The organism is Corynebacterium sp. Z-1 (assembly GCF_031844665.1).
Lineage (GTDB): Bacteria > Actinomycetota > Actinomycetes > Mycobacteriales > Mycobacteriaceae > Corynebacterium > Corynebacterium sanguinis.
In genome coordinates this window covers 1,186,144-1,208,128 of sequence record NZ_CP134621.1, presented here as the reverse complement: position 1 = coordinate 1,208,128, position 21,985 = coordinate 1,186,144, and the positions used below count along the sequence as shown (strand labels likewise).

Annotated in this window: 25 protein-coding genes; 13 read left to right on the top strand and 12 right to left on the bottom strand. The window is 64.8% G+C overall.

Annotated elements, in window-relative coordinates:
- Positions 1 to 4 precede the first annotated feature (4 nt).
- The 5 genes from RIU96_RS05920 to RIU96_RS05900 all read right to left on the bottom strand — a co-directional run bounded on the left by RIU96_RS05920 (position 5) and on the right by RIU96_RS05900 (position 3,748).
- Positions 5 to 565, bottom strand: a complete 561-nt coding sequence (locus RIU96_RS05920) for a MogA/MoaB family molybdenum cofactor biosynthesis protein (RefSeq protein WP_144741434.1) — start codon at positions 563 to 565, stop codon at positions 5 to 7.
- A 59-nt stretch (positions 566 to 624) separates the two neighbouring features.
- Positions 625 to 1,758, bottom strand: a complete 1,134-nt coding sequence (locus RIU96_RS05915; protein WP_309485251.1) for a S1C family serine protease — start codon at positions 1,756 to 1,758, stop codon at positions 625 to 627.
- A 138-nt stretch (positions 1,759 to 1,896) separates the two neighbouring features.
- On the bottom strand, positions 1,897 to 2,070 hold the full coding sequence (rpmF, locus tag RIU96_RS05910) for a 50S ribosomal protein L32 (protein WP_006841066.1): 174 nt from the start codon (positions 2,068 to 2,070) through the stop codon (positions 1,897 to 1,899).
- 32 nt (positions 2,071 to 2,102) lie between these two features.
- Positions 2,103 to 2,375, bottom strand: coding sequence for a type B 50S ribosomal protein L31 (locus RIU96_RS05905; protein ID WP_006841067.1), 273 nt, complete (start codon positions 2,373 to 2,375; stop codon positions 2,103 to 2,105).
- A 146-nt stretch (positions 2,376 to 2,521) separates the two neighbouring features.
- Positions 2,522 to 3,748, bottom strand: a complete 1,227-nt coding sequence (locus tag RIU96_RS05900) for a DUF418 domain-containing protein (RefSeq protein ID WP_259822275.1) — start codon at positions 3,746 to 3,748, stop codon at positions 2,522 to 2,524.
- 110 nt (positions 3,749 to 3,858) lie between these two features.
- On the opposite strand from RIU96_RS05900, the gene RIU96_RS05895 reads away from it, so the two are divergent.
- From RIU96_RS05895 to RIU96_RS05865, 7 genes are all read left to right on the top strand, one after another.
- A complete protein-coding gene (locus RIU96_RS05895; RefSeq protein ID WP_144317239.1) occupies positions 3,859 to 4,962 on the top strand; it encodes a sensor histidine kinase in 1,104 nt (367 codons plus the stop codon).
- Positions 4,959 to 5,582 carry a response regulator gene (locus RIU96_RS05890; protein WP_259823861.1) on the top strand — a complete coding sequence of 208 codons (624 nt, stop codon included), beginning with the start codon at positions 4,959 to 4,961 and terminating at the stop codon, positions 5,580 to 5,582. Before RIU96_RS05895 ends, RIU96_RS05890 begins: the two co-directional genes overlap by 4 nt.
- A 136-nt stretch (positions 5,583 to 5,718) precedes the next feature.
- On the top strand, positions 5,719 to 5,955 hold the full coding sequence (gene rpmB / locus RIU96_RS05885; RefSeq protein WP_136649933.1) for a 50S ribosomal protein L28: 237 nt from the start codon (positions 5,719 to 5,721) through the stop codon (positions 5,953 to 5,955).
- A complete protein-coding gene (rpmG, locus tag RIU96_RS05880; protein WP_006841072.1) occupies positions 5,955 to 6,119 on the top strand; it encodes a 50S ribosomal protein L33 in 165 nt (54 codons plus the stop codon). Before rpmB ends, rpmG begins: the two co-directional genes overlap by 1 nt.
- Positions 6,120 to 6,122: 3 nt before the next feature.
- Positions 6,123 to 6,428 carry a 30S ribosomal protein S14 gene (gene rpsN, locus RIU96_RS05875; protein ID WP_259823859.1) on the top strand — a complete coding sequence of 102 codons (306 nt, stop codon included), beginning with the start codon at positions 6,123 to 6,125 and terminating at the stop codon, positions 6,426 to 6,428.
- A 15-nt stretch (positions 6,429 to 6,443) separates the two neighbouring features.
- Positions 6,444 to 6,695 carry a 30S ribosomal protein S18 gene (gene rpsR, locus RIU96_RS05870; protein WP_006841074.1) on the top strand — a complete coding sequence of 84 codons (252 nt, stop codon included), beginning with the start codon at positions 6,444 to 6,446 and terminating at the stop codon, positions 6,693 to 6,695.
- Positions 6,696 to 6,807: 112 nt separating this feature from the next.
- Positions 6,808 to 7,497, top strand: coding sequence for a TetR/AcrR family transcriptional regulator (locus RIU96_RS05865; protein ID WP_311205177.1), 690 nt, complete (start codon positions 6,808 to 6,810; stop codon positions 7,495 to 7,497).
- A 10-nt stretch (positions 7,498 to 7,507) separates the two neighbouring features.
- Here RIU96_RS05865 and RIU96_RS05860 read toward each other — a convergent pair whose 3' ends face one another.
- The 4 genes from RIU96_RS05860 to RIU96_RS05845 form a co-directional block, all read right to left on the bottom strand.
- Positions 7,508 to 8,266, bottom strand: a complete 759-nt coding sequence (locus tag RIU96_RS05860) for a serine hydrolase (RefSeq protein ID WP_259823857.1) — start codon at positions 8,264 to 8,266, stop codon at positions 7,508 to 7,510.
- Positions 8,267 to 8,983: 717 nt separating this feature from the next.
- Positions 8,984 to 10,510, bottom strand: a complete 1,527-nt coding sequence (purH, locus tag RIU96_RS05855) for a bifunctional phosphoribosylaminoimidazolecarboxamide formyltransferase/IMP cyclohydrolase (protein ID WP_136649128.1) — start codon at positions 10,508 to 10,510, stop codon at positions 8,984 to 8,986.
- Positions 10,474 to 11,130, bottom strand: coding sequence for a phosphoribosylglycinamide formyltransferase (purN, locus tag RIU96_RS05850; protein ID WP_311205176.1), 657 nt, complete (start codon positions 11,128 to 11,130; stop codon positions 10,474 to 10,476). Before purN ends, purH begins: the two co-directional genes overlap by 37 nt.
- The gene (locus tag RIU96_RS05845; protein ID WP_181729839.1) at positions 11,111 to 12,502 is read right to left on the bottom strand and encodes a cell division protein PerM; all 1,392 of its coding nucleotides are present in this window, start codon (positions 12,500 to 12,502) and stop codon (positions 11,111 to 11,113) included. The genes purN and RIU96_RS05845 overlap by 20 nt, the downstream gene beginning before the upstream one ends.
- Positions 12,503 to 12,725: 223 nt before the next feature.
- Between RIU96_RS05845 and RIU96_RS05840 the strand changes: the two genes are divergently transcribed.
- Together RIU96_RS05840 and RIU96_RS05835 are read left to right on the top strand one after the other, a co-directional pair.
- Positions 12,726 to 13,457 carry a M23 family metallopeptidase gene (locus RIU96_RS05840; RefSeq protein ID WP_136649130.1) on the top strand — a complete coding sequence of 244 codons (732 nt, stop codon included), beginning with the start codon at positions 12,726 to 12,728 and terminating at the stop codon, positions 13,455 to 13,457.
- A 260-nt stretch (positions 13,458 to 13,717) separates the two neighbouring features.
- Entirely contained in the window at positions 13,718 to 14,416 is a 699-nt protein-coding gene (locus RIU96_RS05835; RefSeq protein WP_136649131.1) for a M23 family metallopeptidase, read from the top strand.
- Between the two features lie 7 nt (positions 14,417 to 14,423).
- Here RIU96_RS05835 and pcrA read toward each other — a convergent pair whose 3' ends face one another.
- The gene (gene pcrA, locus RIU96_RS05830) at positions 14,424 to 16,718 is read right to left on the bottom strand and encodes a DNA helicase PcrA (RefSeq protein ID WP_136649132.1); all 2,295 of its coding nucleotides are present in this window, start codon (positions 16,716 to 16,718) and stop codon (positions 14,424 to 14,426) included.
- Between the two features lie 61 nt (positions 16,719 to 16,779).
- On the opposite strand from pcrA, the gene RIU96_RS05825 reads away from it, so the two are divergent.
- A complete protein-coding gene (locus RIU96_RS05825) occupies positions 16,780 to 17,073 on the top strand; it encodes a chorismate mutase (protein ID WP_136649133.1) in 294 nt (97 codons plus the stop codon).
- Here RIU96_RS05825 and RIU96_RS05820 read toward each other — a convergent pair whose 3' ends face one another.
- Positions 17,074 to 17,376, bottom strand: a complete 303-nt coding sequence (locus RIU96_RS05820) for an antibiotic biosynthesis monooxygenase family protein (RefSeq protein WP_136649134.1) — start codon at positions 17,374 to 17,376, stop codon at positions 17,074 to 17,076.
- A gap of 50 nt (positions 17,377 to 17,426) precedes the next feature.
- Between RIU96_RS05820 and pgi the strand changes: the two genes are divergently transcribed.
- The 3 genes from pgi to RIU96_RS05805 are packed head-to-tail and all read left to right on the top strand — an operon-like array spanning position 17,427 to position 21,203.
- Positions 17,427 to 19,061, top strand: coding sequence for a glucose-6-phosphate isomerase (gene pgi / locus RIU96_RS05815; RefSeq protein WP_136649135.1), 1,635 nt, complete (start codon positions 17,427 to 17,429; stop codon positions 19,059 to 19,061).
- On the top strand, positions 19,062 to 20,549 hold the full coding sequence (locus tag RIU96_RS05810; protein WP_144823157.1) for a glutamate-cysteine ligase family protein: 1,488 nt from the start codon (positions 19,062 to 19,064) through the stop codon (positions 20,547 to 20,549).
- Positions 20,550 to 20,564: 15 nt separating this feature from the next.
- A complete protein-coding gene (locus tag RIU96_RS05805) occupies positions 20,565 to 21,203 on the top strand; it encodes a DedA family protein (protein WP_259789682.1) in 639 nt (212 codons plus the stop codon).
- Here the strand turns inward: RIU96_RS05805 and RIU96_RS05800 are convergent.
- Positions 21,148 to 21,957 (bottom strand): DNA-formamidopyrimidine glycosylase family protein, encoded by an 810-nt coding sequence (locus tag RIU96_RS05800; protein WP_259787877.1) that lies wholly within the window; start codon positions 21,955 to 21,957, stop codon positions 21,148 to 21,150. The genes RIU96_RS05805 and RIU96_RS05800 overlap by 56 nt on opposite strands.
- Positions 21,958 to 21,985: the final 28 nt, after the last annotated feature.

Genomic DNA, 21,985 nt, shown 5'->3' with positions numbered 1-21,985 from the left:
GGATTTATACGCTGTACTTGTTCAAGTCCGCAATCAGGTAAGCAACAAGCGGGCGGAAGGTGGACACGCCGTCGCGGATCGCCTCGCGGCTCGCCGCCAGGTTCAACACCACCGTCGAGCCCGACACGCCACAGATCCCACGCGAGGTAGCGGCGTCGAGCGCGCCGCAGGTCTGGCCGGAGGAGCGAATCGCCTGGCCGACGCCCGGAACCATCTTGTCGATCACGGCGCGTGTCGCCTCCGGGGTCTTATCGCGCGGGCCGACCCCGGTGCCGCCGATGGTCAGGACCAAGTCGACACCGCCGACCACACCGGTCTCGATCGCCTTGCGGATGTCCGACTTCTTCGATTTGACGCGCACAACGGCGTCGACGAGGAAACCCGCCTCCGCGAGCAGCTCGCCGACGAGCTTGTGCGTGTCGTCCGCCGGGTCGTCGTAGCGGTGGTCGGAGACTAGCACGACGAGCGCGCACGGCGGGACTGGGGCGTTGTCCTCTAGTTCTGTCGCCATGAGGAAAGCATCGTCTGGTTCGCGCAGCTCCAGTGCGTCCATTGCGTTGGGCATGGGCTTTCCCCTTCTGTTGATCCTTTTAAGGCCCCGACGGGCGGTGTGCAGATATGAACTTACTCCGAACTGAGCGTCACATCTACTGTTCTCGGATCTGGGTCCCCCTCGGAGCTAACTTCCAAGGTCACGGTCTCGCCGAAGTCCTGCGATCGGGTGGCCGCGATCAACGCGTCAGCCGAATCGATGGGGCGATCATTCAACCGGGTGATCACGTCGCCCGTCTTGATCCCGGCCGCGTCAGCGGGGCTACCTGGCTCCACCCCGGCCACCGTCGCCCCGTTCGCTTGGTCGACGATGCTGACCTGGACGCCGAGCATCGGCTGGCGCGCCTCGCCCGTATCAATCAACTGCTTGGCCACGCGCTGCGCGAAGTTCGCCGGGATGGCGAAACCAAGGCCGATGGAGCCGGCGCCGCCTTGCGGCCCGGAGGCCATGGACGCGATGACTGAGTTCATGCCCACGAGGTTGCCGTTCATATCCACAAGCGGGCCGCCGGAGTTACCGGGGTTGATCGCCGCGTCGGTTTGGATGCCGTCCATCAGCGAGCTCTCGCCGCCACCCTGTGACGCGCGCACGGGGCGGTTGAGGGCGGAGACGATGCCGCTGGTCACGGTCGCGGAGAAGCCGAGCGGGGAGCCCACGGCGACGACTTCCTGACCCACGCGCAGATCGTCCGAGTTGCCGAAGCGGATCACGGGAAGGTTGTCGACGCCCTCGATCTTGAGCACGCCGACGTCGGTGTTGACGTCGGAGGCGACGTAGGTGGCCGGGTGCGTGGTGCCGTCGTTAAGCGTGACGGCGATCCTGGCGCCATCGGCGCCCTCCGCAATGACGTGGTGGTTGGTCAGAACGTACCCGTCCGCGGAGATGATGGAGCCGGATCCCTCGGCGCTGCCGCGCGGGGAGTCAACCGTGATCGAGACAACGGCGGGCAGGACCGTGGCCGCTACCTCCTCGACCGAGCCTTCGGGCGCGGGCGCGTTGTCGGTGGCGGGCTTGGCGTCGAGCGCGTCGCTGACGTAGGCCTGGTTGTTCTTGCCGGAGATGGTGCCGGCGGCGAAGCCCGCGCCGGCACCGGCGAGGAGGGACGTGATGAGCGCGATCGCGACAACGGGGCGGCGGCGCGGCTCGGGGCGCGGCTGAGCGGTGCTGACCTGATAGACGCCTTGGGGCGGTATGGGATTTGTCATGTGCGACATTGTTCACGCGTCACCTGTGGCGCTTCTGCGCTGGGCAAAGCGTGTAGCATAACACTTCCTGAACGTTTCCTGAATGACAAAACCGGGCCCCGCAAGCGGGGACCCGGTTAAGTAAGGATGAGCGTTTTCTTAGAACTGCTCGACGTCGATCAGGCCAGCCTGAGCGGCCTTGACCAGGCGGCGCGGGATGCGCACTTCCTGACCGTCGATCTTGACGGTCTGCAGGTCGGGGTTGTCGGCCTTCCACTGGGAGCGGCGCGAGTGCGTGTTAGCGCGGGACTTACGGAATTTCTGTACAGCCATGGTGAGTTTTTATTCCTTCGACCTTCTAGTTCTTAGTTCGCGGACTTCTTCTTGCGGCGGGCCATGCCACCGAAGCGCTGGTTGAACTTCTCAACGCGGCCAGCAGTGTCCATGAGACGCTGCGCGCCGGTCCAGAACGGGTGGGACTCGGAGGTCACGTCAACGACGATGAGCGGGTACTCGTTGCCGTCTTCCCACTGCTCGGTGCGATCGGAGGTCATCGTGGAGCGGGTCAGGAACTTGTTTCCCGTGTTACCGTCCTGGATGATCACCGGATGGTAATCCGGGTGAATATCATTCTTCATTGCTTGATTCGTCTCCCTCAGGATTGAACTACAGGTCGGTTCCGCGCGGCTATTCGTTAGGCGAATCGTGCCTGAGTTGGGTGCGAAAATGGTCGTGGTCCAACAAAGGTCCAACAGGCGCTGGACAACTCGAAATATCCTACATGTCACGAGCGAGCTGGCCTAATTGCTTGAAGCTTGTCGACGAGCCGGTGCATCACAATCTCCACCGGGCCTCGCGAGAACCGGCGCAGCCACAGGCTGCTCGCGGCCATCAACCCGAGGCAGATCAGTGCATAAATGCCGAGCACGGGCAGCGTCTGACCCTCACCGGAGGTAACGCGCGCAAGCCCCAGGCCAAAGTCGTAGAACACGAGCGACGCGATGATGTTTTGGAGGATGTAGCAGCTCAACGCGGTGCGTCCGACGTTAGCGAAGGCCTTCCCTAACGCGCCGAGGCGGTTGCCGCGGCGGACGTAGAATTCCGCGACCAGCGCCAGGACACCGAAGGCGACAATGGCGGAGGTAACGTAGCGGGTAGTCATCGCCGCGGCGGACGTCGCAAACAGGCGCATGCCCCAGTCCAGTGGCAGGCCGATGCCCAGGCCCACAACCAGCACCTTGCGACGCAGATCCGCGCGGGCGGGATCGAACAACCCGGCGCGGTAGAGGCGCGCACCGATGATGAATATGCCCAGGCCCATGATGAACATGATCGGGATCTCGAGGCGGCCGTCCACGAAGTGGCTCACACGGTGCTGCACCATTGCCCAGTAGTTGTCGGTGGGAACACCCAGCTGCATCGTGTCCTCAGGTGCATCCTGCCCGCCGTCTGGCATGGCGGAGCTAAAGAAAGTGAGGAGGGCGTCGAGGGCGACGATCGCGCTGACGTGCACGGTTAATGCCACCCACATGAAGATCTTCTGCACCCGCTCGCTACGCGCCAGGATGGGTGCGACGGCGAGGGCCGTGAGCCCGTAGCCCATGAGCACGTCGAATTCGAAGACGAAAATGTAGTTGATCAGACCCTCGACGGCGAGCAGCCCGGCGCGCCAGTAATAACCACCGGGCCAGCGTCGGCCGCGGCGTTCGGCCGACTGACGCTGGACCTCGAGCCCGATGCCGAACATGATGGTGAGCAGTCCGAGGAACTTGCCGTCCGTGATCAGGTGCAGCAAAGCGTTGATCACGGCGTCCACGCTGGGGTTGGAACCAACCTCGCGCGCCAACGTGAAGTTGACGTTGCCGAACAGCGCCTCCATGGTCAGGGACTTCTCACCTGCGGCGGACGCGGAAAAGATCCAGATGTTGGTGGCGAGGGTGCCGAGAATTGCGATGCCGCGGGCGACATCAAGTCCGACATGGCGCGCGCCAGAAAGGGCGGTTGTACTCATGTGTGTGACGCTACGGCGCATAACGGGAGCCCCGAAAGTGCCCACGGTCATGATTTTCACCGTCCGACACCATGACCCCGGTCACGGGTGGGCGACGTAGATTATGAGCCATGCCCGCCGCCGCACAGACTTCCTCGGTGTTCTTTCTGCGCTTCCTGGACTATTTCTGCATCCTGTTTGTCGCGCTGCTGTTGAATTCGGCTGCCCTCACCACGGCGCGGCTCGCCCCGCTCGGCGCGTCTCTCGCCGTCTTCCTCGGCGCGTGGGTGCTGTGGCGGTTCATCCCCTCCCCCGCCACCGCCGTCGCGGTGGCAGCGGCGAGCACCATCGTCTTAGCGGTCGGTGACAACGCGCTCAGCGTGATGGGCCTGTGGCTCGGCTTCGTGGCCCTTGCGCGCTCACTCGGTAACACCGCCTCGCGCGTCTTCGCCATCATCCCCGTTGTCATCATCGTCGCGCTTCACCTTCAGGCCGGCAGCGATCCCGCAAAGATCCTCATCGAGTTCGTCGCCGCTTGTGTGGTGTCCGTCGCCGGCGTGGCGCTGGGGCGGACGGTGAACCAGATTTTCGCCAGCGAGGAGGCGCTGCGCGCCGCCAATGTCAGGGTCCGCGAACTCACGCTGGCGCAGGAGCGCCACCGTTTGGCGACCAGTCTCCACGACAACCTGGGGCACCGTCTGACCATTATCGCCTACGGCATCGACGCAGTCAGGCGCATCATGCCCACCAAACCCGATGCGGCCGCCGAGGAGCTGCGCACCCTGCGCGGCCACGTTTCCGCCGCGCTCGACGCGATGCGCACCACCGTTCGTGCAATCACTCCACTTGAGCTTGTCGACGGCGACCTGACCGCAACGTGCCGCCAGCTCGCCGAGTGGTTTCGGGGCACAGGCGTGGACATCACGCTCGAGAGCTCTCTGCGCACCCCGCCGCCGGAGCAGGTAGCCACCCTCGCCCTGGTCTTCGTGCAGGAGGCGCTGACGAACGTCGTGCGCCACGCGGGCGCGGACACCGCCGTGATCACGCTCAGCGACACCGCGGTCAGCGTCGCCGACGACGGATCGGGAAACGACACACCACCCGGCTTTGGCATCACCTCCCTGAAGGAGCGCGCCGAGAAAATCGGCGGCAATGTCGCCTCCGAGGCGCACGGCGGCATCGACGGCGGGTTCCGTATCACACTGCGCTTTCCCGTGGCAGGGGGTGCGCGGTGAAGACAACACCGATTCGGGCGTTGCTCATCGACGACCACGAAATGCTGCTGCGCGGCTTGCGCCTGATCTCCGACACCATCGACGGCATCGACATTGTCGCGGCAACGACCGCGGGAGCTGAAGCGCTGACGCTCACCCGCGAGCACACCGTCGACATCATCATCACTGACGCCGCGATGCCCGGGGTCGACGGGTTGGGCGTCGTCAAGCAATGCGCGCCCGAATTTCCCGTGCTGGTGCTCACCACCTTCGACGACGCCTCGCTGGTTTCGGCGCTGTTGAGCGCGGGGGCCGCGGGCTACATTCTCAAAGACGTCGCACCGGAGCAGTTCGCGCGCGCCATCGCGGACGCGGCGGCCGGCGGGCTGGTGCTCGACCCGCGGATCGCGCGGTTCGCCCACGAAGCCCCGACCAACGAGCTCGCCATCTTGACGCGCGCCGAACGCGGCGTGGCGGAACTGATCGCGCAGGGCAAAACCAACCAGGAGATCGCGGCGCAGCTCCACCTGGCGGAGGGAACCGTGAAGAACCACGTGTCCCGGATCCTGGGCAAAGTCGGTGCGCGCGACCGCACGGTGCTAGCACTCCGGCTATCCGGATCGCTGCGCGGTAGCGATTAGGAAAACAACCCCGGAAACTGTAAAGTTGACTCTCGCTGTTGTCGAAGTACACGTTTACGCCTGCGTCAACCGATTGCTACCTCACCCCCTCACAGGTAATCAGCGCGTGGGCGGCAGAAGAGAAAGAAGTCAACCCATGTCGGCACATTGCCAGGTCACGGGACGTCAGCCGTCGTTCGGCAAGACCGTCTCGCACTCGCACCGCCGCCACTCCCGCCGTTGGAACCCCAACGTGCAGAAGAAGCGGTTCTACCTGCCCTCCGAGGGCCGTACCATTACCCTGAACGTTTCAACCAAGGGTCTTAAGATCATCGACCGTGACGGCATCGAGTCCGTCGTGGCGTCCATCCGGGCACGAGGTGAGAAGATCTAATGGCACGTAACGATATCCGCCCGATCATCAAGCTCAAGAGCACCGCGGGCACCGGGTTCACCTACGTGACCCGTAAGAACAAGCGCAACAACCCGGATCGCATCACGCTGAAGAAGTACGACCCGGTTGTTCGCAAGCACGTCGAATTCCGCGAGGAGCGATAATTTATGGCTAAGAAGTCTAAGATCGCCAAGAACGAGAAGCGCAAGGAGATCGTCGCCCGCTACGCCGAGCGTCGCGCTGAGCTCAAGGCAATCATCCGCAATGCAGAGACGTCCGATGAGGACCGTCTCGAGGCTCAGTTTGAGCTCAACCGTCAGCCCCGCGACGCTTCCCCGGCTCGCGTGCGCAACCGTGACTCGCACGATGGGCGCCCCCGCGGCTACCTCCGCAAGTTCGGCCTGTCCCGTGTCCGCATGCGCGAGATGGCTCACCGCGGTGAGCTTCCGGGCGTCCGTAAGTCCTCGTGGTAAGGAGGAGCGAAAACTATGAAGCGTGGAAATAACCAGCGCAAGCAGCGCATGGAGCAGTCCCGTCGCCCGAAGAAGAACCCGCTCAAGGCCGAAGGCATTGAGAAGGTCGACTACAAGGACGTCAAGACCCTCCGTCTGTTCATCTCGGATCGTCACAAGATCCGTTCCCGCCGCGTCACGGGTCTGACCCCGCAGCAGCAGCGCCAGGTCGCTACCGCTGTGAAGAACGCGCGCGAGATGGCTCTCCTGCCGTTCACCAGCCGCTAAGGCCCGGTTGACAACAGCAGCGTAGGGTCTACTCGACTCGTGAAGGCACCCGCCCCCGTTGGGGTGGGTGCCTTCTACTATTCCCCATCCCGCTACGGTTAGAATTGGTTATATGTCAGGATCCGTGGGTCGCCCCCGCAAGAATCGTCCACGTCGCAGAGGAAAGACCGCCCGCGACGAGATTCTTGACGCTTCTTCCGAGCTGTTCACGGTCCAGGGTTTCGCTACGACATCGACCCACCAGATCGCGGATGCCGTCGGTATCCGCCAGGCGTCGCTGTACTACCACTTCCCATCGAAGACGGAAATCTTCCTGACCCTGCTGATGGGCACCATCCAGCCGGCGCTGGATCTCGCCCAGGACCTCGCGGAGATGGACGAGTCCCCCGCCCTAAAGCTGTGGGCACTGGTGGCCGCTGAGACGCGCATTTTGCTGTCATCGAACTGGAACATCGGCCGGCTGTACCAGCTGCCCGTGGCGAACTCGGAGGAGTTCAACGACTACCACGATGCGCGCCGCTCGCTCGAGGACGTCTTCCGCGACCTTGCAGCCGAAATCGTCGGCGACGACGACCCGCGTATCGAGATGCCTTTCCAGATGACCCTCGCCGCGATCGAGCTGCGCGACAACACCGGCAAGGCGCCTTACCCGCTTGTCGACGACGCCCTGCCCGCGCCGTCGGTGATGATCGCAGACGCCGTCCTCGACGTCCTTCACGCCGACCTGCCAGCGAATCGCGGCATGCGCACCCTGGACTTGGTAGCCAGGGTGCTCGACGAGCCTGTTGATACCGCGCGCTAGTGCGCGAGTATCAGCAGTCTGCCTCTGGAAGGGAATCCAAAAGCAGCGAAAGCCCGTTTGCCACTTCATCCGCCATCGCCTGCGCAGTTCCGTAGTCCCCTGCCGCAGGGATGACCGTCAACGCGATTGCGCTGGTGGCCCCATCACTCCTTGTAACACGTGCGAGCTGACGCACCTGGTAACCGCCACTGGTGTCTGGGCCCCAGCCAACTTTGAGCGCTGCACCGGGCAACCGTCCCAGACCGTAGGCTTGCTCACTATTGACCTGGCCCATCAGCGCTATCACGGGCTCGGCTTCCGCTAAGCACGCAAGGTGGGACGCGATAACCGCTTCCTGGCTCGTGGAAAGCAGCGTCTGCCCGTACGTGGAGAATTCAGGGCGAACCTTCTCTGTATTTACGGCAACGCCCACTGTCGCTTCGGCTAGGACCTGATTAACCTGCTCGGGATCGAGGTTGATCCACATCTGCTCGGCAGCCGCGTTATCCGACGCCTGGATTGCAGGCGGCGCATACTCGCGCGCAAGCTGTGGGTCACTGCGGTACGCCGCGACGCTTATGGGAACCTTGATCGTCGACCAGGCGGGGTAGGCAGCGTCATCTCCAGCGCTGACAACTTGGCCCCCGCCTGCCACAGCGATACCGACCGTCCCCCCGTAGTACATCGCAACCGAATCAGCGACGCTTTGAAACTGCGTGCGCAGGTCAGGGGTGACGGTAGTTGGCGATGCCTCGCCGGGAGGAGGTACTACGAAGGTAGTGATAGTCACGGTCGCCTTTGCATCGCGGGAGGAGGTAGGAGCGATGTCGGAAATACCGAGGGTCCCGGCACTACATCCGCTCAAAACCGCAAGAGCTGTAGCTGCTACTGCGACGTTGAAGAATCGCTTGCTCACGAAATCTTGACAACGGCGTTATCGCCACCGCGGCACGTCACGACTGTAGTGCCAGAGCAGCTCATCGCGTACGTGCGCCCAGTGGTCGGGCTATAAGCCTCCACCGTGACGTTCGGACCACCCGCATTGTTGCAGGCATCGAGGATTGCGAGATAAACGTTGGCCGCGAACCCCTCACTTGTCACAGAGGTTGCACTCCAGTAAGTCGAGTAGCTACAGCTTGACTTCGGGGACGCGGGAGCAGCGGCACCCGGGTTTGAGCCACCATTGGACGCGGGTTGGAGAGTTTGAGTCTCGACGACTGTTGCTACCTGGCTCGAGCCCGCCTCGGAGCCCATCTGCCCCCTCCCAACAAAAAACGCGAGCATCCCAACAAGCACAAGTAGGAGAAACGCGATGACTACCCCTACTGCAATGGGTGCCCCATTCCCGCCTCGATTCGGCGGCACAGTCGCGGGGTAACTCCAGCTCCGATCCTCAGGGGCATTGTAGTAGGTCATCGGCGTTCTCCCTGCCAGCTCGGATAATGGAGCAACGTTACCATTACCTGAGTGCGAAGTGAGCAAACAACGTGTATTTGCTGCAAGCCGACTAGTGCGCGAAGTGGCGGGTGCCGGTGAGGTACATCGTCACTCCGGCTTCCTTCGCCGCGACGATGACCTCTTCGTCGCGGATGGAGCCACCGGGCTGCACCACCGCGGTGACACCGGCGTCCGCGAGCACCTCGAAGCCGTCGGCGAAGGGGAAGAACGCGTCTGATGCGGCGACCGCGCCGGTGGTGCGGTTGACGCCGTCGTCAAGCGTGTTGGCGCGCTCGACCGCGAGCTTGGCGGAATCGACGCGGTTGACCTGGCCCATTCCGACGCCCACTGATGCGCCGCCGGAGGCGATGAGGATCGCGTTGGACTTCACGCAACGGATCGAGCGCCACGCGAACTCGAGGTCCGCGAGCACCTCAGCGGTGGCGGGTTCGCCCGCCACGAGCTGCCAGTTGTCGGGGTTATCGCCCTCGGCTTGGAACGTGTCGCGCTCTTGGACGAGGAAGCCTCCGGAGATCTGCCTGACCTCCTCGCCGCGGAACTCCGGATCGACCTCAAGGATGCGCAGGTTCTTCTTCTCCTTGAGCAGCTCCAGGGCCGCCTCTTCGTAGGAGGGTGCGACGACGACCTCGGTGAAGATCGGTTTGATGGACTCGGCGAGCTCGACGGTGACCTCACGGTTGACGGCGATCACGCCGCCGTACGCGGAGACGGGGTCGCAGGCGTGGGCGAGCCGGTGGGCTTCAGCGATCGACTCGTCGGACACCGCGATGCCACAGGGGTTGGCGTGCTTGATGATTGCCACGCACGGGCGGTCGTGGTCCCAGGCGGCGCGCCACGCGGCGTCGGCGTCCTGGTAGTTGTTGTAGCTCATTTCCTTACCACCGTGCTGGGTGGCGTCGGCAAGCCCCCAGCCCTCGTTGATCAGGCTCGCCGCTTGGTGCGGGTTTTCGCCGTAGCGTAGGCCCCCCTCGCCCTCGCCGTCGAGCTGCTCGGCGAACCAGTCGGAGACGGCCGCGTCGTAGTCGGCGGTGTGCGAGAAGGCCTCGAGTGCGAGCCCGCGGCGCTGCTCCAGGGAGAAGCCGGGGCCGCGCACGGCGTCGATGACGTCGGCGTAGCGCTCCGGGTCGGTGACGATGGCCACCGAGGGGTGGTTCTTCGCAGCGGCGCGCACCATCGACGGCCCGCCGATGTCGATCTGCTCGACGCACTCGTCAAAGGACGCCCCCGAGGCGACCGTCTCCTCGAAGGGGTAAAGGTTAACCACCACGAGCTGGAAGGGCTCGATGCCGAGCTCGGTGAGCTGACGCGCGTGGTCGTCGTCACGCAAGTCCGCGAGGATGCCCGCGTGGACGCGCGGGTGCAGCGTTTTCACGCGCCCGCCCAGCACCTCGGGAAAACCGGTGAGGTCCGCGACCTCGGTGACCGCGACGCCGGCGTCGGCGATGCGCTTGGCGGTAGACCCCGTGGAGACGATCTCTACCCCGGCCTCACCGAGCGCGCGGGCCAGCTCGTCCAAGCCGGTCTTGTCGTAGACGCTGACTAGCGCACGCTTGATCTGGATGTGGTTCTGTGCCATGAGACGCTGACCTTTCCGTCGTTTTCGTTATCTATGTGGGCGCGGCGCAGCACGTCGACGATGAGCGCGCGCTCCTGAACCTTGATTCTTTCGTGCAGTTCGGCCTCGGTCTCGCCGTCGCGGACCTCGACGGCCTTTTGGGCGATGATCTCGCCCGTATCCACGCCGGCGTCGATGTAGTGGACAGTCGTGCCGGTGACCTTGACGCCGTACGCCAGCGCGTCGCGCACCGCGTGCGCGCCCGGGAAGGACGGCAATAGAGCGGGGTGGGTATTAATAAGGCGGCCCTCGAAGCGCTCAAGGAACTCTTGACCGACGATGCGCATGAACCCCGCGGAGACGACGATGTCGGGCTCGCCTTGGCTCACAGCATCGCGCAGCGCCCGATTCCACTGCGCGCGATCCTGGCCAAGTTCAACGATTTCCGTGCGCACCCCGGCGGCCGCCGCGCGCTCGATCGCCGGGCAATCGGTATCGGCGACGACCAGGCTCACGCGGTAGGAATCGTCCTGGTTATCGAGGATGGACTGAAGCAGCGTCCCTGACCCCGAGACGAGCACGGCTACCGATTTTTGGGATGGTTCAGTCACGCCGACCAGCTTAGTCCTCGGACTCGACATCGTCCGTGGGAGGCACCCATTTCGTGCTGCCACCGCTTGTCGACGGCTCTTCCACTGCTTCGGTCTCCGGTTCGGGTGCTGGCTCTGGTTCCGGCTCTGGTTCCGGCTCCGGTTCCGGCTCCGGCTCCGGTTCGGGTTCGGTCTCCGGTTCGGGCTCCGGCTGTGCTGGGCGGCGCAGGCGCCCGACGAGCCAGACGATCCCTCCCACGGCGACCACCCACGCCATGCCTAGAAGCGGCAGCGCGAGCGGGTGGGCGCCGATGTAGCCGTAGGCCCCGGCACTTCCCCCGACGTACGGGATGGTGATCAGCAGCAGCACCCCAACCCAGGCCGCGACGACTGCGACATTCTTCATCGCCAGCGAGCGGGTAGCGAAGAACTGGGCGAGCACCGCGGCGGGGATCAGCATCAACACGGGAGCCCACACAGCGGCGGCGCCGGGGATGGCGGCGAAGAGCGGGAACGCGGGCAAAGCAACCGGGTCCACGCTAAACAGTGAGGCCGAGGCCGCGGCGTACTCGACGCTCCCGCCCAGCAGGGCGCTTAAGGTGGCCACGGCTGCGTTGGGTAGGTACAGAATGCTCAACAGAATCAGGGTGGCGGTGCCGGTGCCCGGCAGCGTGGGGTAGGAGTCAAGAAGCTGCGCGATGCGGCCGCTGCCCGCGATAAGCAAGGCGATGAACACGACCGCCGCGGCGAGCACAAGACGCAGCACGATGGTTGAGGCGGTGAATGCCGCGTCGACAACGAACTCGGGTACGCCCACGCGCCGCGCGAGCGCACGCCAGACCACGGGGCTGATGCCCGCGACGATGCCGAGCGCGTGGACCAGGAGCGGCACGGCGAGCGCGGCGGCGATGTTCGGAAGCTCAACGGGGTACACGTTCGAGGCGTCGCCGACCATGAGCAGCGCGATGCAGGTCAGCGTAAACGGGATGCCGAGGCCCAGCGCGGCGATCGCGCCGAGGTCGAGGATGCTCACGCGCTTTGTGGTTGCCGCGCGCACGCGCTGCGCGACAAGCGCCGCGATCGCGAGCGGCACCAGCGCCGGGGTGAGCCCCAGCGTGACGCCGTCGAAGCGGGCGGGGGCGCCGTGGCCGACAAGCCACATTTCGCCTATCGACGCCGGCAGGTACGCCAGCGGAGAGCCCGACAGGAGCACCACCGCGAGGCTGAGAACGACGACCGCGAGCGCGATGAAGCCGCTCGGGGCGGCGGCGGTGGGCAGGTACAGGCGGAGTCGTTGCCCCCACGTTTCAGGTGCTTTCTCGGCGGCAGCTGGGCGCGGCGCGGGCGCGGGGCGGCGCTCAGGCCGGCGGCGCCGGCGCCGCGTCGCGTTCGGGGCTGATTGCGGGCTCGACTTCGTACTCATTGCCGCTATTGTCCCACCGAAGTAAACAGTGCCGGGTAAGGAACACCCGTTAAGGCGCGGTTTGGAACCGGTGTAACGCTTTCGCCTGAGTAACGGTTAAAAGAAAACCGGCGAGTGGCTTGCCTTGTCTTGACCGAACCGTTACAGTATCCCTTCGTAGATAACGAGAAGGTTACGATACCTTCACGGTACGGATCCAAGCGGACAATTTAGAGAGGACTAGATGTACAATTCCACGAAGGCGCGCACGGGCGGCAAGCATCGTAAGCAGTCCCCCAATAAGGGGCGCGTCGCTCTCGTCGCCGTCGCAACGGGTGCCGTGTCCACCGCCGGCGTGTCCGGCGCAGCTGCTGCAGCTCTCCAGTCCGACAAGGCCTCCGAGCCCACCGTTGACTTTGAGCTCGCAGCCGACGCCGATGCCGTCGATACGCAGCTTTCTTCCGCTGACGCCGCTCCCCAAATCCTCGCGATCGCTGAGTACAAGCCGGTGGAGAACCTCTCGGATCAGCTCAACAAGGCTGTGCAGCACTCTGAGCTCGCCGCCAAGGCTGATGAGCTGCTGCGCGCACCGTCATCCGTTAAGCCTGCTGAGGGCGCTTTCACCTCCGGCTTCGGCCCGCGTTGGGGCGCGTTCCACGCTGGCATCGATATCGCGAACGTGACCAACACGCCGATCCTCGCCGTGCTCGACGGCACCGTGCTCGACTCCGGCCCAGCTCAGGGTTACGGCCAGTGGATTCGCCTGCTTCACGACGACGGCACCATCACCGTTTACGGCCACATGGAGACCCTCGATGTCGCCGTCGGCGAGCGCGTGAAGGCCGGCCAGAAAATCGCGGGCATGGGCAACCGTGGCTTCTCCACCGGAACCCACCTGCACTTCGAGGTGCACCCGAACGGTGCCGACGCTGTTGATCCCGTGCCGTGGCTCGCCGCGCTTGGCATCACGGTGTAAAAGTTCCCGCTAACCCGCCCCCTGTGGGCGGGTTTTTTCATGCGCGCGCATGCTTTCGGGGGTAGTGAACGCCACCCCCGGCCCCTAAATCACTTTAGCAACAATTTTCACTTCCGTTTCACCGCTGTACGCAGGCGGTTCTTTAGGCACGGGAACACAGTTTCGACAAAACTGTACGTAGTGGCATTGCCCGGGCCCCCGCAGCCCGATAAGTTCTAACCCTGTTCGACGCTCCCCGACTCCAGAGGTATCCGGAACACATGAAACGCCCCCTTCTCGCCGCGCTTGCGGCGACCCTGACGCTGTCGGCCGCCGCCGTCCCCGCCTCCGCTATCACCGTCAATCTCGACGGCGTGCCCGCGAGCAGCGATATCGAGATCGCGAACGCTCTCGCCTTAGCCGTGGGCAAGATTTACACCAACGGTGCCACGTTCACCGCGGGCGACCACTCCATTGTGTTTGACCCCCGAGCCGAGGAGCAGCGCCTGAACCTTCCCGCCGAAACGATCCAGATCGTCCCGCCCGAAGGCTCCGACACCGTGGTCTACCAGACGGGCGCGACCTCTGATGGCCGCACCGTGGTCACTCCCGCGACAGGCCGCCTGAGTTCCGGTTTCGGCCCCCGCGGGGGACGCATCCACCAGGGCATCGACATCGCCAACGACTCCGGCTCGCCCATCTATGCGGTAATGGACGGCACCGTCATCAACGCCGGCCCGGCCCAGGGCTTCGGTAACTGGGTAGTCATCAAGCACGATGGTGGCGAGGTCTCGGTCTACGGCCACATGCGCAACTACAGCGTCTCGGTAGGCCAGCGCGTCTCCGCCGGGGAGCAGATCGCGCAAATCGGCAACGAAGGCCGCTCCACTGGGCCTCACCTCCACTTCGAGATCAGGCCGGACGGTGTCACACCCGTCGATCCGCAGGTCTGGCTCAACAAGCAGGGCATCCGCATCTAATTACCGGCTAGAGCTTTTCCATCGGCACGCCGCCGATGAGCATCAACCTAACCGTGCCGGAAGACCCGAAATCGATCACGACTGTCTCTCGCACGCCGGATCCCTCAACGGATTCGACTGTGCCGAGGCCGTACTTCGCGTGGTTGACCCGGTCGCCTGGGGCGAGCTGGAGGTTCTTGTTCACTCGCGTCTTCGTGGGCGCGGGGCGTCGGCGAGGAGTGCCCCAGGCGTCTGACGTGACGCTGCGCTCCGGTTCCACCCTGCGCCAGTCGATGAGGTCCTCAGGGACCTCAGCGAGGAAGCGGCTGGCGGGGTTGGTCACCGGGGATCCCCACGAGGACCGCAGCACGGCGCGGGTCAGATACAGCCTGGTCCGAGCGCGCGTAATGCCGACGTACGCTAGACGACGCTCCTCCGCCAGCTCCTCCGGGTCCCCGAGCGCGCGCAGGTGCGGGAACTGCCCGTCCTCCCAGCCGGTGACGAACACGTACGGAAATTCCAGGCCCTTCGCCGTGTGCAGGGTCATTAGCGTGACTACCCCCTGGTCACTGTCGGGGAGCTGGTCCGCGTCGGCGACGAGCGAGACCCGCTCCAAAAACGCCTGCAGCGACCCGGGCATCGGCTCACCCTCCTCTACCACGCTGTCGAGCTCCTCCTGGCTCATGTACGCCACTTGGTTGGCGGCCTCCGAGGAGAACTCGCGGGCCACGGAGACGAGCTCGTTGAGGTTGTCCAAGCGCGCGCCGTCCTGCGGATCGTTGGAGGCCTCCAGCTCCGCGCGGTAGCCGGTGGCCTCCAGGATGCGCGTGACCAGCACCCCCAGGTCCGGCATGCCGGTGACCTCGTTGGTCATCTCGGCCATGTCGGTGCGCAGCTTGTCGAGAAGCGAGACGAAGCCCGCGATCGCGTTCTGTGAGCGCGCCGCGAGCATGTCGACGTTGCCGGTGGAGGCGTCGATAAGCGCCTGGCCAAAGCTGATCCCGTTGTTCTGCGCGTGCAGCGCCACCATCGCCTGCGCCTTGTCGCCGATCGCGCGCTTGGGCACGTTGACGATGCGCCGCAGGCTGACCGTGTCGTCCGAGTTGTCGAGGACCTTCATGTAGGCGACGATGTCGCGGATCTCGCGGCGCTCGTAAAAGCGCGTGCCGCCGACGACCTTGTAGGGGATGCCGGAGCGGATGAAGATGTCCTCCAGCGCGCGCGAGGCGTTGTTGGTGCGGTACATCACCGCGATGTCGCTGTAGCGGCAGCCCTGGTCGGCAAGGTGGTCGATTTCGCTGGCGATGAAGCGGGCCTCGTCGTGCTCGTTGTCCGCGACGTAGCCGGTGATCTTCTCCCCCGCCCCGTGCGAGGTCCACAGGTTCTTCGGGCGCCGGCCCTGGTTCTGGGCAATCACGGCGTTCGCCGCGCCGAGGATGTTCTGGGTGGAGCGGTAGTTCTGCTCCAGCATCACCGTGGTGGCGTTCGGGTAATCGCGCTCGAACTCCTCGATGTTGCGGATCGTCGCGCCGCGAAACGCGTAGATCGACTGGTCAGAATCACCCACGACCGCGAGCTCCGGGGCGTCCTCGCCGCTGCCGACGAGGGTGTGGATGAGCTCGTACTGAGCGTGGTTAGTGTCCTGATACTCGTCGACTAACACGTGGCGGAAGCGACGCCGGTAGTACTCGGTGACATGGGGGTGCTCCTTGAAGATGCGCACCACTTCCCCGATAAGGTCGTCGAAGTCGAGCGCGTTGGCCTGGCGCAGCCGGCGCTGGTAGTCCGCGTACACGCGCGCGACGGTCAGGTCGAAGGGGTTGCGGGTGCGTTCCGCGCGCTCGCTGGCCTCCGCTGGGCCGACGAGCTCGTTTTTATGGTTCGAGATCGCGTTGGCCAACGTCCGCGCCGAGAACTTCTTGAGATCGAGGTTGTGGTCCTTCGCGATCATGGACAGAAGCCGGCGCGAGTCGTCCGAGTCGTAGATGGTGAAGTTGGTGTTGAGCCCCTCGACGAGTTGCGCCTGCTGGCGCAGGATGCGCACGCACACCGAGTGGAAGGTGGCCACCCACATGCGCTGCGCCTCGGGGCCCACCAGGTTGGCCACGCGCTCCTTCATCTCGGCGGCGGCCTTGTTGGTAAACGTAATGGCGAGGATCTGCCACGGCGCGACCCCGCGTTCCTGCAGCAGGTAGGCAATCCTGCGGGTCAGTACCGCCGTCTTTCCAGAGCCGGCGCCAGCGATGATCAGCAGCGGGCCGCCGCTGTGCTTCACGGCGGCTTCTTGCTGCGGGTTGAGTCCCAAAACCAGATCTGTGTTCATGATGCCCCTAACCCTACAATCACGTTGGGACATAGCCCCCTAGGTGGCATAATGGGCACACATGAGCGACTTCGACATCCGCACGCCGTCTGGGACCGATGATCCGCTATCCGACGCCGAGATCCAGGCCTACCGCAAAGAGATCGACCGGCTCGACCGCGTCATCCTCGACGCGGTGAAGCGGCGCTCCGAGGTGTCTCGGGCGATCGGCAAGACCCGGATGGGCTCGGGCGGCACGCGCCTCGTGCACACCCGCGAGGTCGCGATTATCAACCAGTTCCGCGACGAGATCGGCGAGGAAGGCCCCGCGCTGGCGGGTATCCTGCTGCGCCTCGGCCGCGGCAAGCTGGGCTAGTTAGTCCTCGAGCGAATCGAGCACGACCTCGAACTCGAGCAGCTGCGCCCCGGTTGCCACCGGCTTGCCGCCGCCCGCGTGGGCGCCGCGGCCTTCGCCGGCCCACCATGCGTCGTAGGATTCCTGGTCCGCCCAGCGCGTGACCACGAAGTAGCGGTCCTCGCCCTTGACCGGGCGCAGCAGCTGGAAACCCTCGAACCCGGGCTGCGAATCGATCGCGTGCTTGCGCGCGGCGAAGCGACGCTCGAGTTCTTCCCCGCCTGAGGCGGGCACGGAAATTGCGTTGATTTTCACGATACTCATGCGCTCCATTATGCCTTCTCGCGCGCGCGTTTTTGACTAGCGTAGAGGCCATGACTTCGATTACCTCCACTGCCGCCTGGACGCGCCTTGAGAAGCTGCATGCCGAGAAAAACCTTTCGCTTCGCGAGCTGTTCGCGGCCGAGGCCAACCGGGCCGACACGTACACCTTCGACGCGGCTGGCCTGCACGTCGACCTGTCCAAGAACCTGATCGACAACGACATCCTCGAGGCCCTGCTTTCGCTTGCCGACGAAGCCTCCCTGACCACACGCATCGAAGACATGTTCACGGGCGTGCACATCAACAACACCGAGGACCGCGCCGTGCTGCACACCGCGCTGCGCCTGCCGGTGGATCAGGACCTGCGTGTCGACGGCCAGGACGCCGCCGCCGACGTCCACGAGGTGCTCGGGCGGATGCGCGACTTCGCCTCGGCCCTGCGCTCCGGGGCGTGGCAGGGCGCGACCGGCCACACCATCAAGAAGGTGGTCAACATCGGCATCGGCGGCTCCGACCTGGGCCCCGCGATGGCCACCAAGGCGCTGCGGGCCTACGCCACCGCGGGCATTAGCGCCGAGTTCGTCTCCAACGTCGATCCCGCCGACTTGGTCAGCGTGCTGGAGCGCTGCAACCCGGAAGAGACGCTGTTTATCGTGGCCTCGAAGACGTTTACCACCCAGGAGACCCTTTCCAACGCGCACGCCGCGAAGCGCTGGGTGCTCGACCATTTCGACGGAGACGACTCCGTCATTGCGAAGCACTTCGTCGCGGTGTCCACGAACGCGGAAAAGGTCGCAGAGTTCGGCATCGACACCGCCAACATGTTCCCGTTCTGGGATTGGGTGGGCGGGCGCTACTCCGTCGACTCCGCCATTGGCCTGTCGCTCATGGCCGTCATCGGCCCGCTCGACTTCATGCGCTTCCTCGAGGGCTTCCGCGCTGTCGACGAGCACTTCCGCACTGCACCGCTGCGCGAGAACATCCCGGCGCTGATGGGCCTGCTCAACGTGTGGTACCGCAACTTCCACGGGGCACAGACCCACGCGGTTCTGCCCTACTCCGAGGACTTGGCGCGCTTCCCCGCCTACCTGCAGCAGCTGACGATGGAGTCTAACGGCAAGTCCGTCACCCGTGGCGGCGAGGCAGTGGGCTACGACACCGGCGAGATCTTCTGGGGCGAACCGGGCACCAACGGCCAGCACGCCTTCTACCAGCTCATCCACCAGGGCACGACGCTGATCCCGGCGGACTTCATCGGCTTCGCCACCCCGAAGCAGGACCTGCCGGCCGTGGACGGGTCGGGCTCGATGCACGACCTGTTGATGGGCAACTTCTTCGCCCAGACGAAGGTCCTGGCGTTCGGTAAGACGGAGTCCGAGATTGTTGCGGAGGGCGTCGATAAGCAGCTTGCGCCTCACAAGGTGATGCCGGGCAACCGCCCGACCACCACGATTGTGGCCAAGGAGCTGACCCCGCACACGCTGGGTGCACTGATTGCGCTGTACGAGCACATCACGTTCACCGAGTCCGTGATCTGGGACATCAACGCCTTCGACCAGTGGGGCGTCGAGCTGGGCAAGCAGCAGGCCAACGACCTGGCCGCGGCAGTGTCGGGCGAGGTCGAACCGGACACGGGCGACTCCTCGACCGATTCCCTGATCTCCTGGTACCGAAACGCGAAGTAAATGGGCGACTCAATCTCAACCGACCGCTACACGCCGAGACAGCGCACGGTCTACCGCGCGCGGCTTGTCGACGAGCTCGAAGTTTTTGACCGCCACCTGCAGCAGGCGGATTTTGTCAGCCAGGGCACGATTGGTCTCGAGCTCGAGCTGAACCTGGTCGACGACGCGATGGATCCAGCGCCGCTGAACCACAAGGTTCTGGCTAACTTGGGCGACGAGTACCAGTCGGAGATCGGCTCGTACAACGTGGAGCTGAACCTGCCCCCGCAGTCCATCGACGGCGACGGGCTGCGCGCGCTGGAGTCCCACCTGCGCCAGCGCCTCGGCGCGGTGCACGCCGCGGCGGGTAAGGCGGGCACGCGTGTAGCGATGATCGGCACCCTGCCGACGATGACTACGGAATTTCTGGAGGACCCGGGCTGGATCACCGACGAGCACCGCTACCGCGGCTTGAACCACTCGATCATGGAGTCGCGCGGTGAGCTGCTCCACATCGATGTTGCCCGGATGGAGTCCTACCGGCACGATTTCGAGGACATCTCCACCGAATCGACGTGCACGTCGATGCAGCTGCACCTGCAGGTTTCGCCGAACCGCTTCGCGGACGCGTGGAACGCCTCGCAGGCGATCGCGGGTGTGCAGGCGGCGATTGGGGCGAACTCGCCGCTGTTCATGGGCCGCAGGCTGTGGCACGAGTCGCGCGTCCCCGTGTTCCAGCAGGCGATTGATACGCGTACCCAGGAGCTGATTAACCAGGGCGTGCGCCCGCGCGTGTGGTTCGGCGAGCGCTGGATCACCTCCGTGTTCGACCTGTTCGAGGAGAACGTGCGCTACTTTTCGCCGCTGCTGCCGGAGGGCCGCGTCGAGGCCGGCAAGCCCGTGATGAGCGGCGAGAACCCGGGGCTGCACTACCTGAACCTGCAAAACGGCACGGTGTGGCGCTGGAACCGCCCGATTTACGATCCCAACGGGGAGCTGTCGCACATCCGCGTGGAAAACCGCCTCCTGCCTGCGGGCCCGACGGTCAAGGACATCATTGCCGACGCCGCGTTCTACTACGGGCTGGTGAAGTTCCTCGGCGAGCAGACGCGCCCGGTGTGGTCGCGGATGAGCTTCGCCACCGCGGAGGCGAACTTCATCTCCGGCGCGCGCGATGGGTTAACCGCGCGCCTGGAATGGCCCACCCTGGGCACCATTGACGTCGTGGAGCTCGTCGGCTCTCATTTGCTTGACGACGCCCGCCTAGGCCTCGAAGCCCTCGGCGTCGCCCCGGACTGCATCGAGGACTACCTCGGCATCATCCATGGCCGGGTGGACAACCGCCAGAACGGGGCGACGTGGCAGCTCGCCGCGCTGACGGAGGCGGGGGCTGGCTCGCGGCCGGATACGCGGCAGCGTCGTGAAGCTTTGGCGCGGGTTCTCAGGCAATACCTGGCTAACCAGGAGGCAGGCGCGCCCGTGCATACTTGGTCGACCTCAGTCGAGTAAGGCACAATGTCCGGCATGCAAGCGATTATTGACTGGCTCGTCAACTTGATGGAGGTGATCGGCGCTCCGGGCGTCGGTCTGGCAATTCTGGCGGAGAACCTGTTCCCGCCCATCCCCTCCGAGGTGGTTTTGCCTTTGGCGGGCTTCACCGTGGCGCAGGGTTCGTTGAACTTTGTGTCGGTGTTCGTGTGGTCGCTGATCGGCTCGGTGGCCGGCGCGTATCTGCTCTACGGCCTCGGCGCGTGGCTGGGCGCGAAGCGCCTGCGCGCGATCGCGGACTGGATGTGGCTGGTCAAGGCCTCCGACGTGGATAACGCCCTCGCGTGGTTTGACAAGTACGGCAAGGTGTCGGTGTTCTTCGGGCGCCTGATTCCGGGCGTGCGCTCGCTGATTTCGATCCCCGCCGGCCTCGACCGGATGAACCTTGTCACCTTCGGCCTGTGGACGACGCTGGGCTCCGCGATCTGGAACGCGATCCTGATCTACCTCGGCTTCGTGCTCGGCGACAACTGGCACATCGTGGGCGGATACGTGGATACCTATTCGAATGTGATCTACGTCATCCTCATCCTGCTTATCCTTGTCTTCCTGGGCTTCCTCATCCGCCGTGCCATGAAGGAGCGGCAGGCTGGCACCGCGGACACCACCAAATAACGCGCTCTAAGTCGCCCGCGCCGCCGAGGAACCCTTTGCGGATGAGCGTGGTGCACCTGCGGCAGGGCTTGTTGTTGCGCCCGAACACGTAGCTTGTCTCCCCGGCCCGTTTGACCCCCGTGGTCACCCGGACTGGGGAGTCTTTATTTGCCCACATGAGCCTGCGCGCGAGCCGCACATGCTTATCGACGTCCACCTCACGCACCTTCCTCGCCGGGTGCGTGCCCGCGAGGAAGCAGATCTCCGCGCGGTACTCGTTGCCGATGCCGGCGGCGTTTTTCTGGTCTAGCAGCGCCCGGCCGATCTCCATCTCGGGTGTGCGGAGGATGCGCCTGACCACCTCGTCGTGGTCAAAGTCCTCGGCCAGCATGTCGGGGCCGAGGTAGCTCATGCGCGTGGGGTATTCGCGCGTCGGGAAGACGTCGACAAGCCCAAGCTCGTGGCCGACGATCTCGATATCACCTTTGACGTCGGCGAGGCGCAGTACCACGCGCGCGGTGTGGCCGGGCTTGCGCCAGCGCGTGCCCGCGCGGTGGATGGACCACGTGCCCTCCATTTTCAGGTGCGTGTGCAGGGTTTCGGGCCCGAACTGCATGAACAGGTGCTTGCCCAGCGGCCAGACGCGGTCGCAGGTCAGGCCCGTGAAGTCGACGGTGGCAAACCGCGGTACGCGCAGGCTGGTGTGGGTGACCTCGCGCCCTGCCATGAGCTGCAGGCGCTTGGACAACTGGTAGACGGAATCGCCTTCGGGCACTTTTTAAAAAATCTTTCTCTCAACGGTT